Origin of the sequence: Peribacillus sp. Hz7 (genome assembly GCF_042136355.1) — a bacterium.
Lineage (GTDB): Bacteria > Bacillota > Bacilli > Bacillales > DSM-1321 > Peribacillus > Peribacillus asahii_A.
The window spans coordinates 16,920-29,629 of the sequence record NZ_JBHHJV010000018.1 but is presented as its reverse complement, the minus strand read 5'-3'; the positions used below and the strand labels follow the sequence as shown (position 1 = coordinate 29,629).

The window sequence follows — 12,710 nt, the reverse complement described above, 5'->3', positions numbered from 1 at the left end:
AACAAAGTTCTTGCAATTGTTATGCAAAAACGAGTTTACTTTTTTAGGGCAACAGTTGCTGCTCCGACATCTATACCGCATGCTTTTCCAAGCATTTTCATCGAATCAACATATGTGATCGGAACATTCAACTCAGTAGCAGTTTCAACAACGCGCGCTGTCAAGTAAATATCCGCATCTCGAGCAATGATAATCTCTTGAATCAAATTGTGTTTCAGAGCTCTCACTGTTTGTTTCGTTCCTATAATCACAGACTTTGCCTGCATTACTTTTTCATAAGACATGGTCTATATCCTCCAGAGTTACAAGGTAACGTAGGAGCACCTTTGCTATATTATCACCTTTTAACAATAGGTGTCAACTTCTTTTGAAAAGTTTTTTAGCAAATGTTTTCCTTATTTTAAAGACTATGCTATATGACTCTTCATTTTCGACCTATTTGAACTATCATTCCATGAAATACTCACGTTTGACATAACCTTTAAAAAGCTGACTCAATAAAGTCTGCTAAGTCATTCTACTTTATTTTAAAGTGAATGATCTTGCCTTCCTTTATTGAGCCAACCTCAATGGTTATTAGTCTACTGTAACTGTTTCTTCATCCTCAGCAACTACAGGCTGTGCTTTGCGGTAACGAAGCATACCTGTACCCGCAGGGATTAACTTACCGATAATAACATTTTCTTTCAAGCCTAATAATTCATCGCGTTTCCCTTTAATTGCAGCGTCTGTTAAGACTCTTGTTGTTTCTTGGAACGATGCTGCAGACAAGAAAGAATCCGTTTCAAGAGATGCCTTTGTAATACCTAACAGAACTGGACGTCCCGTTGCTGGTAATTTACCGTTCATTAACGCTTCTGTATTGGCAAGCGTAAATTGATGTACATCTAGTAATGTTCCTGGAAGAACCTCTGTTTCACCCGCATCTAAGACACGAACTTTGCGAAGCATCTGTCTAACCATTACTTCGATATGTTTGTCACCAATTTCTACCCCTTGCATACGATATACTTTTTGTACTTCATGCAATAGATATTCTTGAACAGTTAACACATCTGTGACTTTCAACAATTCTTTTGGATCGATGGAACCTTCTGTTAGCTCTTCGCCTCGACGTACATGTGAATCGACTTTCACTCTTAGACGTGCTGTATATGGCGCCGTATACGTACGAGACTCGACAGCCCCTTGAATCACAATTTCCTGTTGTTTATCACGAATCTCGTTGATTGAAACAACTGTACCTTCAATCTCAGAGATAATCGCTTGACCTTTTGGATTTCTCGCTTCAAAAATCTCCTGAATACGAGGTAAACCTTGAGTAATATCGTCTCCGGCAACCCCACCTGTATGGAATGTACGCATCGTTAACTGAGTACCTGGTTCACCAATTGATTGTGCGGCAATTGTACCAACTGCCTCCCCGACTTCAACTGCTTGACCCGTTGCTAAGTTACGACCATAACATTTTTTACATACACCATGGCTTGTGTTACACGTAAAGGCAGAACGAATCCATACCGTTTCAATACCTAGAGATTCAATATAGTCTGCAAGATCTTCTGTGATTAAACCATTCTCTGGAACAATAACTTCATCCGTTTCTGGGTGTTTAATCGCTTTTCTTGCATAACGTCCAACTAAACGCTCTTCAAGTGCTTCAATAATTTCTGTGCCTTCTCTTAAAGCAGAAATTTTCAAGCCGCGATCTGTACCACAATCGTCATCACGAATGATAACATCTTGCGCTACGTCTACTAAACGACGAGTTAAGTAACCAGAATCGGCAGTTTTTAGTGCTGTATCGGCAAGACCTTTACGCGCACCGTGAGTAGAGATGAAGTATTCTAATACCGTTAAACCTTCACGGAAACTTGACTTAATCGGTAACTCAATAATTCGACCAGCCGGGTTGGCCATCAATCCACGCATACCCGCAAGCTGCGTAAAGTTAGAGGCGTTACCACGGGCACCGGAATCACTCATCATAAAGATTGGGTTACGACGGTCTAAGGAATCCATCAGTTTAGATTGGATTGTATCTTTTGCCGCACTCCAAATCGCAATAACGCGGTCATAACGCTCATCTTCTGTGATTAAACCACGTCTGAATTGTTTTAATACGTTATCCACTTTTTGTTGTGCTTCATCAATAATTCCTTGCTTTTCACCTAATACAACGATATCTGCTACACCAACCGTAATACCGGCTTTTGTAGAATATTTGAATCCAAGATCTTTCATGCGATCAAGCATTTTAGATGTTTCTGTAATTTTGAAACGTTTAAATACTTCCGCAATGATATTTCCAAGATATTTTTTCTTAAATGGATCAATCACTGGCTGTGCTTTAATCAATTCTAGAATATTAGCACCTTTGTCCACGAAATATTTTTCCGGTGTTTTCGTTTCTAAGTTATAACGAGTTGGCTCGTTAATGTATGGGAACGAATTCGGTAAAATTTCATTAAATACTAATTTCCCAACTGTTGTTAATAACAGCTGATTATTTTGCTCTTCTGTAAACGTTTGGTTGTTTAAAGAAGAAGCTTGCACTGCACAACGAGAATGCAGGTGGACATAACCATTTTGGTAAGCAAGTAACGCCTCATTTGTATCTTTAAAGACCATTCCCTCGCCCATTGCACCTTCTCGTTCTAATGTTAGGTAGTAGTTCCCTAATACCATATCCTGAGATGGCGTTACGACTGGTTTTCCGTCTTTTGGATTCAAGATGTTTTGAGCAGCTAACATTAGCATACGTGCTTCTGCTTGCGCTTCTGAAGACAATGGTACGTGAACGGCCATTTGGTCACCATCGAAATCGGCGTTGTATGCTGTACATACAAGTGGATGCAGGCGAATCGCACGACCTTCTACTAGCGTTGGTTCAAACGCTTGAATACCAAGTCTGTGCAGCGTTGGGGCACGGTTCAGCAATACAGGATGTTCTCTGATTACTTCTTCTAATACGTCCCAAATTTCAGGAGAGAAACGTTCAATCTTACGTTTAGCTGATTTAATATTATGTGCTAAACCTTTTTGAACAAGCTCCTTCATAACGAATGGCTTGAATAATTCAATCGCCATTTCTTTCGGTAAACCACATTGATACATTTTCAAGTTAGGCCCTACAACGATAACTGAACGACCAGAGTAGTCTACACGTTTACCAAGAAGGTTTTGACGGAATCGTCCTTGTTTACCCTTTAACATGTGAGATAATGATTTCAATGGACGATTACCCGGTCCTGTTACTGGACGACCACGACGGCCATTATCGATCAATGCATCAACAGCTTCTTGCAGCATACGTTTTTCGTTTTGAACGATAATGCTTGGTGCTCCAAGATCTAATAATCGTTTCAAACGATTATTTCGGTTAATTACACGACGATATAAATCATTTAAATCAGATGTCGCAAAACGACCACCATCTAGTTGAACCATTGGGCGAAGCTCTGGCGGAATCACCGGCAGAACATCTAAAATCATCCATGAAGGTTCATTTCCAGAATTACGGAACGCTTCTAACACTTCTAATCGTTTAATCGCACGAGTTCTACGTTGTCCTTGAGCCGTTTTTAACTCTTCCTTCAACGCCTCTACTTCTTTTTCCGTATCAATATCTTGAAGAAGCTTCTTAATAGCTTCAGCACCCATAGCAGCTTGGAATTTCTTCCCATACTTCTCACGGTATGCACGATACTCTTTTTCAGAAAGCAGCTGTTTCTTTTCTAAAGTTGTATCGCCTGTTTCTGTTACAACATAAGAAGCAAAGTAAATAACTTCTTCTAGTGCACGAGGAGACATATCTAATACAAGTCCCATACGGCTTGGAATACCTTTGAAATACCAAATATGTGATACAGGAGCAGCTAGTTCAATATGACCCATACGTTCACGACGAACTTTTGATCGAGTTACTTCTACGCCACAACGATCACAGACTACACCTTTATAACGAACACGTTTGTATTTACCACAGTGACATTCCCAGTCTTTCTGTGGACCAAAGATTCTTTCGCAGAATAAACCATCTTTTTCTGGCTTTAATGTACGATAGTTAATTGTTTCAGGTTTTTTCACTTCTCCATGTGACCAAGAACGAATCTTGTCTGGTGAAGAAAGACCAATCTTCATATACTCAAAATTATTAACGTCTAGCAAGGGGCCTACCTCCCTTTTAATCTCCAGGTTTTACCCTTATTGCTTATCTACATAAACAATCATAACGCAAGATTTCTCTCACGATCATCAACCATTATATGAATGAGGCTTTAACAGGCAGCACGATATGGCTACCTGTTAAAGTCATTATCTGTTCATTAATCTGTAGTAACTGAGCTAGATTGTGCTCCTACTTCAGAAGCAACCATCTCTTTTGTATCAGATTCCATGTTTAATACGTCTGATTGATTAGCGTCATCCTCATCCTCTAAATCTCGCATCTCAATTTCTCGATCTTCAGAGTTCATGATTTTAACATCTAATCCTAAGCTTTGAAGTTCCTTAATCAATACTTTGAACGATTCAGGTACACCTGGTTCTGGAACATTCTCGCCTTTAACAATTGCTTCGTATGTTTTCACACGACCAACAACATCATCCGATTTAACAGTAAGAATTTCTTGAAGTGTATAAGCGGCACCATATGCTTCAAGTGCCCAAACCTCCATCTCACCGAAACGCTGTCCACCGAATTGTGCTTTACCACCAAGCGGTTGCTGCGTAACAAGAGAGTATGGTCCAGTTGAACGAGCATGAAGCTTATCGTCAACCATGTGCGCAAGTTTAATCATATACATGACACCTACGGATACACGATTATCGAATGGTTCTCCTGAACGTCCGTCATATAATACGGTTTTCGCATCACGAGCCATACCAGCTTCTTCAATTGTTTCCCAAACATCATCTTCAGTTGCTCCATCGAATACAGGAGAAGCAACGTGAATATTAAGAGCACGAGCGGCCATACCTAAGTGTAGCTCAAGTACTTGACCAATGTTCATACGTGAAGGTACGCCCAGTGGATTTAACATGATGTCAACTGGTGTGCCATCCGGTAAATACGGCATATCTTCTTCAGGAAGGATTCGGGAGATAACCCCTTTATTACCATGGCGACCGGCCATTTTATCCCCTTCATGAATTTTACGTTTTTGTACGATATACACACGCGCTAGTTGGTTTACACCCGGTGGAAGTTCGTCACCATCTTCTCTGTTAAATACTTTAACATCCAAGACGATTCCGCCGCCGCCGTGAGGCACACGAAGAGATGTATCTCGAACTTCACGAGCTTTTTCACCAAAAATTGCATGAAGTAAGCGTTCTTCTGCTGTTAGTTCTGTAACCCCTTTAGGTGTTACTTTCCCTACTAGTAGATCTCCGTCTTTTACTTCTGCACCAACACGGATAATTCCACGCTCATCAAGGTTACGAAGGGCATCTTCCCCAACGTTCGGAATATCACGTGTAATTTCTTCCGGTCCTAATTTTGTATCACGAGACTCTGATTCATACTCTTCAATATGAATCGATGTATACACATCATCTTTTACTAAACGTTCACTCATGATGATGGCATCCTCATAGTTATATCCATCCCATGTCATGAAGGCAACAAGTACGTTGCGTCCAAGCGCTAACTCACCTTTTTCCATTGAAGGACCATCAGCAAGGATTTCACCTTTTACAACTTTGTCTCCTATGCTAACAATTGGGCGTTGGTTATAGCACGTTCCTTGGTTAGAACGAATAAATTTCAATAAACGGTATTTATCAAGGTTCCCCTTCACTTCTTGACCGTCTACTTCTGATACACGTCGAACCCAAATTTCGCGAGCCTCTACGTGTTCAACGATACCAGGGTGTTTACAAATAACAGCTGCACCAGAGTCTTTAGCTGATACGTACTCCATACCTGTACCTACTCGCGGCGCTTCAGGCTGCATTAATGGAACAGCTTGACGTTGCATGTTCGCTCCCATTAAAGCACGGTTGGAGTCATCGTTTTCTAAGAACGGAATACATGCTGTCGCAGCTGATACAACTTGCTTAGGAGATACGTCCATGTAATCGACACGATCGCGCGGAACTACAGTGTTTTCACCACGGAAACGAGCTACAATGCCTTCATCAAGGAATGACCCATCATCAGATAGACGTACATTCGCTTGAGCGACTACATAGTTATCTTCTTCATCTGCTGTTAAGTAATCAATTTGATTTGTGATTTTCCCTGTTTCTGGATCCACTCGACGATATGGCGTTTCAATGAAACCATATGGATTCACTTTCGCATAACTAGACAATGAGTTAATCAACCCAATGTTTGGACCCTCAGGCGTTTCAATTGGACACATACGACCATAGTGAGAGTAGTGAACGTCACGCACTTCAAAACCAGCGCGTTCACGCGTCAAACCACCAGGTCCTAGTGCAGAAAGACGACGTTTGTGTGTCAATTCAGCAAGCGGATTCGTTTGGTCCATGAATTGAGAAAGCTGAGAACTACCAAAAAATTCTTTAATTGACGCAATAACTGGACGAATATTAATTAGCTGCTGTGGTGTAATCGTGTTTGTATCTTGGATAGACATTCTCTCACGAACAACACGCTCCATACGAGATAATCCAATTCTAAATTGGTTCTGTAGAAGTTCACCAACAGAGCGTAAACGACGATTTCCTAAGTGGTCAATATCATCTGTAATCCCTACACCATGTAATAAGTTAAAGAAATAACTAATAGAAGAAAGAATATCAGCAGGTGTAATATGCTTCACTTCTTCCGTTACATAAGCATTACCAATTACATTAATAACTTTTTCACCATCAGGATCATTTGGTGCGTATATTTTAATTGGTTGAAGCAATGTTTCATCTTCTACTACGCCACCAGTTGGGTGATATGTTTTAAAACCAATGCCTTTTTCAAGATGAGGCAAGATTTTATCTAAAATACGTCGATCTAACATCGTGCCTTTTTCAACGATAATTTCTCCTGTTTCCGGATCAATTAACGTTTCGGCAATACGTTGTCCGAATAGACGATTTTTAATGTGTAGCTTTTTGTTTATTTTATAACGACCTACGTTCGCTAAATCATATCGTTTTGGGTCAAAGAAGCGAGAAATCAACAGACTTTTAGCATTTTCGACTGTCGGTGGTTCACCTGGACGAAGACGCTCATAAATCTCAAGCAAAGCTTTTTCTACACTTTCTGTATTGTCCTTTTCAAGCGTGTTGCGTAAATATTCATTGTCACCGATTAAATCAATAATTTCTTGATCAGTACCAAAGCCTAGCGCACGCATCAATACCGTAACTGGTAATTTTCGCGTACGATCGATTCTTACATACACAACATCTTTTGCATCTGTTTCATATTCAAGCCATGCACCACGGTTTGGAATAACCGTTGCTGTAAAGCCACGCTTCCCGTTTTTATCCATTTTCCCACTGTAATACACACTTGGAGAGCGTACTAACTGAGAAACGATAACACGTTCAGCACCATTAATAATGAATGTTCCTGTTTCTGTCATCAATGGGAAGTCACCCATGAAAACATCTTGGTCTTTTACTTCACCTGTATCTTTATTAACAAGGCGTACCTTTACACGAAGAGGTGCTGAATACGTAACATCACGCTCTTTTGATTCTTCTACTGGATACTTAGGTTCAGCCAAGCTGTAATCAATAAATTCAAGTGATAAGTTACCTGTAAAGTCCTCGATTGGAGAAATATCTTGAAACATTTCTCGAAGTCCTTCATCTAGAAACCATTGGTAAGAAGCTGTTTGAATCTCAATAAGATTTGGAAGCTCTAAAACTTCGCTGATTCTTGCATAACTTCTACGTTGGCGGTGTCGTCCATACTGAACTAGTTGACCTGTCAACTGATTCACCCCTTAAATCAAGCGTTATAAGGTTCAATTTGCCACAGAAAGTTGTTACTTTCCATAGACAAAAAGAAAATGGTTTTTGCTTTAAAAACCACTATTTCTCATAAAACGAACTATTATTTATATATTTTTTCCATTTCATACAATTATTATACACGATTGGTATAAAAATTGCATAGTAACGGAATTATATATATGCATTGTATAATACTAACATAGTGAAATTTGAGAGTCAATTTTTTTTAGAAACTAAGATATAATAACCTTTCTTCTTTTCAACTACTTCTACATTTCCAAATAATTGTTCCAGCTTCTCCATAGCAGATGGCGCCCCTTGTTTCTTTTGAATAACCACCCACAGACACCCACCTTCATTGAGTCGATTGAAGCTTTGCTCAAAAATTTCATGTACAACTGTTTTGCCAGCTCGAATGGGCGGATTCGTCAAAACAGCAGCAAATTGAGTGGAAGTAACTTGTTGAAAGCGATCACTTTCGTGAATTTCTACATTATGAATCCCATTCGACGAAGCATTTTCTTTCGCTAATTCCACAGCGCGACTATTTATATCAATCATTTCAATCGTTCTCTCCGGATAGGATGCTGCAATTGAAAGGCCGATTGGGCCATAGCCACATCCAACATCAAGGATTTTACCTTCAACATCTTCCTCTAGATGAAAACTTTCAATTAATAGTCGCGACCCAAAGTCGATATCACTTTTCGAAAAAACACCGTTATCACTTTTAAAGCGAAAAGAACGCCCTCTTAATGTATAATCCCAGAACTTCGGATTACTTTCAACACCCGGTTTATTTGAATAATAATGTTCTGTCAGAGTCGTCTCCTCCTATCAGAAAAGGAATGTTTGAAGATTATAAAAGAGAAGATTAGTTGAAGGTGATAGACTTGCTACTCTTTACCATAAAGATAATTATTCGTTTGTGGTAAAAGAGAAAAAAGCCCGCCAAATTAGCGAGCTTTTTTGTTTATGCAAGATTACTTAACTTCAACGTTAGCTCCAACTTCTTCAAGTTTAGCTTTGATTTCTTCAGCTTCTTCTTTAGATACGCCTTCTTTAAGTGCTTTTGGAGCGTTATCAACAACTTCTTTCGCTTCTTTAAGGCCAAGACCTGTAAGTTCACGAACAACTTTGATAACTTTGATTTTTTGGTCTCCAGCAGAAGCAAGAACCACATCAAACTCAGTTTGTTCTTCAACAGCAGCACCAGCAGCGCCACCAACTACAGCTACAGGAGCAGCAGCAGTTACACCAAATTCTTCTTCGATAGCTTTTACAAGGTCATTTAATTCTAAAACAGTCATGTTTTTAACTGCTTCAATGATTTGATCTTTAGTCATTGTATATTTCCTCCTAAGATATGTTTTATTGTTTACTAGTTAAGGCCGAAGATTAACTTACGCGCCTTGTTCTTCTTTTTGATCGGCAACTGCTTTTGCAGCAAGAGCAAGATTGCGGATAGGTGCTTGTAGCACAGAAAGAAGCATTGAAAGCAAGCCTTCGCGTGATGGTAGTTCTGCAAGTGCTTTAATTTCTTCAGCAGTTGCAACGTTCCCTTCAATAACACCCGCTTTAATTTCTAGTGCTTCATGCTTTTTAGCAAAATCGTTAAGGATTTTAGCTGGTGCAACAACATCTTCAGTAGAGAATGCAATTGCATTTGGACCTGTTAGAGATTCGTTTAAACCAGCGATTTCAGCAGCTTCAGCAGCACGACGAGTTAAAGAGTTCTTGTATACTTTGAACTCGATACCAGCGTCACGAAGTTGTTTACGTAGTTCTGTTACTTCAGCAACAGTTAAGCCACGGTAATCAACAACAACAGCTGTTTGGCTCGCTTTGAATTTATCAGCAATCTCAACAACGATTTGTTTCTTTTGTTCAATAATTGCGCTCATTCTTACACCTCCTATGAGATTTGCTTGAAAACATTTATACCGTTCATAGAAAAAGCCTTCATTTCTTTGCAGACATGAAGGCAGTAATTTCAAAAATCATAGTCAGTGACTAGTTTTATCTAATTACCTCGGTAGGGCATTAAGCTTGAGATCAAGCACCTACTGTCTACGGTACAAAAGTTATTCATTTATTCACAACAAGATACATTATAACATTAACTACCTTGTAATGTCAATTAATTATTTTGCATTGAATGTAGAAGCGTCAACTTTTACACCAGGGCCCATTGTAGTTGTTACAGAAATGTTTTTCATGTAAGTTCCTTTAGCAGCCGCAGGTTTTACTTTTTGTAAAGTGTCGTAAATAGTTGTGAAGTTTTCTACTAGTTTAGCATCTTCGAAAGAAACTTTACCGATTGGAGCATGAATGTTTCCTGCTTTATCAACACGGTATTCTACTTTACCAGCTTTGATTTCGTTAACAGCTTTCGTTACGTCGAATGTAACTGTACCTGTTTTTGGGTTTGGCATTAAACCTTTTGGTCCTAACACGCGACCAAGTTTACCAACTTCACCCATCATGTCTGGAGTTGCAACGATTACGTCGAAGTCAAACCATCCTTGTTGAATTTTGTTGATGTAGTCAGCATCACCTACGAAATCAGCACCAGCAGCTTCAGCTTCTTTTGCTTTTTCACCTTTAGCGAATACTAATACACGTTGAGTTTTACCAGTTCCGTTTGGAAGCACAACTGCTCCACGGATTTGTTGGTCAGCTTTCTTAGGGTCTACACCTAGACGGAAAGCAACTTCAACTGTAGCATCGAATTTAGAAAAATTCGCTTTTTTTGCTAATTCAACAGCTTCAACTACTGAATAAGCTTTTGTGCGGTCGATTAATTGTGCCGCTTCAAGATATTTTTTACCTTTTTTAGCCATGATATATAATCCTCCTATATTGTGGTTTTAACGGAATGACCTCCCACTAATAAAGGTTGCGAGTAAATCGCAACCCCGTAGAAAACCGATAACCTTTACATGGATTAGTCTTCGATGACAATACCCATGCTGCGCGCTGTACCTTCAACCATACGCATTGCAGACTCAACGTTTGCAGCGTTTAGATCAGGCATTTTTGTTTCAGCAATCTCGCGTACTTTATCACGCTTGACTGTAGCAACTTTATTACGGTTAGGCTCTCCAGAACCAGACTCGATACCAGCTGCTTTCTTAAGCAATACTGCAGCGGGTGGAGTTTTCGTAATGAATGTAAATGAACGGTCTTCAAACACCGTAATTTCAACAGGAATAATTAGACCAGCTTGATCTGCTGTACGAGCGTTAAACTCCTTACAGAATCCCATGATGTTAACACCAGCTTGACCTAGTGCAGGACCAACTGGCGGTGCCGGATTCGCTTTACCAGCAGGAATTTGCAATTTAACCATTTTGATTACTTTTTTAGCCACGAGACACACCTCCTTATAAGTCCGTGATGTGGTAATAGGGAATCTATAGAAACCCTCCCACTCATCTGAAATTCTTTATTAGCATAATAATAAAGAATGTTTGTAACATATAGGTCTCGAAATTGAAACATACTGACCTTTGAAATTTTACCACTTTCAAAATACTATTTCAAGTTTTTTTCCGTTTATAATTTTTCCACTTGATCAAAATCTAGTTCAACCGGAGTATCTCGACCAAACATATTTACAAGCACGCGAACTTTGCTCTTATCTGTATCTAGTTCTTCGATAGTTCCTCCAAAGTTTGCAAACGGCCCTTCCTTCACTGTTACAGAATCACCTACTTCAAAGTCCACTTCCACTCGGCCTTCTTCAACACCCATGCGTTTTAACACAACTTCAATCTCTTCTGGAAGAAGAGGCGTTGGCTTTGATCCTGCTCCAGAAGAACCGACGAAACCTGTGACACCCGGCGTATTTCTGACTACATACCAAGAATCATCTGTCATGATGATTTCTACTAGTACATATCCAGGGAATACCTTCTTCTTCAACACTTTCTTTTTACCATCTTTAATTTCTGTTTCTTCTTCTTCAGGCACAATCACTCGGAAAATCTTATCTTGCATCCCCATGGACTCTACACGCTTCTCAAGGTTCGCTTTTACTTTATTCTCATATCCCGAATAGGTGTGAACTACATACCAATTCTTTTCCATTCAGTAGGACTATAACGTCCTTCCCTCCCTGCACTCACTATATTTTGAGCCTATGAAACAATATCATTAATAAAATAAGCAAAAATCAACAATTTCATCTCATGTAGACTTACAAGCGTAAGCCAAGGCCATTCTTTCTCTAAATAAAGACAAATTAAAAAACCCGTAACCGGGCTTTTCTCTCATACTTACTTATTCTATCACTATTATACCTTATTTTCGAACCTCTTATTCAACAACTAAACGAATTAATTCAGAAATTCCTAAGTCCACAACAGTAAAGAATAATGACATAATAATAACCGTCGCTAAAACAACAATTGTATATTTCGTTAATTCTTTTCGCTTTGGCCAGCTCACTTTTCGCATTTCGCGAGCTACACCGCGGAAAAATTCAGTCAGGCGTTTCATGAATGTAACCTCCAAGCATAGGTAACTACTGTCTATCTATTTAAAAAAACCTTACTTTGTTTCCTTATGTGCCGTATGAGCATTACATGTCTTACAGAACTTCTTAATTTCAAGACGTTCAACATTCAATGCTTTGTTACTTTCCGAGCTATAATTTCTAGAACCACAGTCTGTACAAGCTAAGATAATTTTTTTACGCATATTATACACCTATCCTATCTACTACATCCATAAAAACTTATCATGACTGTTTTTTATTGTCAACGTGATTTCAT

The 12,710-nt window shown here is 39.2% G+C and carries 11 protein-coding genes and 1 other annotated feature; all 11 genes read right to left on the bottom strand.

Features of this window, described 5'->3' with window-relative positions; all coding sequences use genetic code 11:
• Positions 1-35: 35 nt before the first annotated feature.
• The gene (locus ACE199_RS18555) at positions 36-284 is read right to left on the bottom strand and encodes a 50S ribosomal protein L7ae-like protein (RefSeq protein WP_375351111.1); all 249 of its coding nucleotides are present in this window, start codon (positions 282-284) and stop codon (positions 36-38) included.
• Between the two features lie 292 nt (positions 285-576).
• On the bottom strand, positions 577-4,170 hold the full coding sequence (gene rpoC / locus ACE199_RS18550; protein ID WP_375351110.1) for a DNA-directed RNA polymerase subunit beta': 3,594 nt from the start codon (positions 4,168-4,170) through the stop codon (positions 577-579).
• Between the two features lie 158 nt (positions 4,171-4,328).
• Positions 4,329-7,910: a DNA-directed RNA polymerase subunit beta gene (gene rpoB, locus ACE199_RS18545; protein ID WP_375351109.1), complete on the bottom strand. Its 3,582-nt coding sequence runs from the start codon at positions 7,908-7,910 to the stop codon at positions 4,329-4,331.
• A gap of 238 nt (positions 7,911-8,148) precedes the next feature.
• Positions 8,149-8,754, bottom strand: a complete 606-nt coding sequence (locus tag ACE199_RS18540) for a class I SAM-dependent methyltransferase (RefSeq protein WP_375351132.1) — start codon at positions 8,752-8,754, stop codon at positions 8,149-8,151.
• A 161-nt stretch (positions 8,755-8,915) separates the two neighbouring features.
• Positions 8,916-9,278, bottom strand: coding sequence for a 50S ribosomal protein L7/L12 (rplL, locus tag ACE199_RS18535; protein ID WP_127758654.1), 363 nt, complete (start codon positions 9,276-9,278; stop codon positions 8,916-8,918).
• 57 nt (positions 9,279-9,335) lie between these two features.
• Positions 9,336-9,836, bottom strand: a complete 501-nt coding sequence (gene rplJ / locus ACE199_RS18530; protein ID WP_252292535.1) for a 50S ribosomal protein L10 — start codon at positions 9,834-9,836, stop codon at positions 9,336-9,338.
• A gap of 39 nt (positions 9,837-9,875) precedes the next feature.
• Positions 9,876-10,026: a sequence feature (ribosomal protein L10 leader region), on the bottom strand.
• A gap of 50 nt (positions 10,027-10,076) precedes the next feature.
• Positions 10,077-10,775 carry a 50S ribosomal protein L1 gene (gene rplA, locus ACE199_RS18525; protein WP_375351108.1) on the bottom strand — a complete coding sequence of 233 codons (699 nt, stop codon included), beginning with the start codon at positions 10,773-10,775 and terminating at the stop codon, positions 10,077-10,079.
• Between the two features lie 104 nt (positions 10,776-10,879).
• On the bottom strand, positions 10,880-11,305 hold the full coding sequence (gene rplK / locus ACE199_RS18520) for a 50S ribosomal protein L11 (RefSeq protein WP_029282857.1): 426 nt from the start codon (positions 11,303-11,305) through the stop codon (positions 10,880-10,882).
• A gap of 185 nt (positions 11,306-11,490) precedes the next feature.
• Positions 11,491-12,024, bottom strand: coding sequence for a transcription termination/antitermination protein NusG (gene nusG / locus ACE199_RS18515; RefSeq protein ID WP_127758651.1), 534 nt, complete (start codon positions 12,022-12,024; stop codon positions 11,491-11,493).
• Between the two features lie 228 nt (positions 12,025-12,252).
• Positions 12,253-12,435, bottom strand: coding sequence for a preprotein translocase subunit SecE (secE, locus tag ACE199_RS18510; protein WP_375351107.1), 183 nt, complete (start codon positions 12,433-12,435; stop codon positions 12,253-12,255).
• Positions 12,436-12,486: 51 nt separating this feature from the next.
• Positions 12,487-12,636, bottom strand: coding sequence for a 50S ribosomal protein L33 (gene rpmG, locus ACE199_RS18505; RefSeq protein ID WP_119118197.1), 150 nt, complete (start codon positions 12,634-12,636; stop codon positions 12,487-12,489).
• Positions 12,637-12,710: the final 74 nt, after the last annotated feature.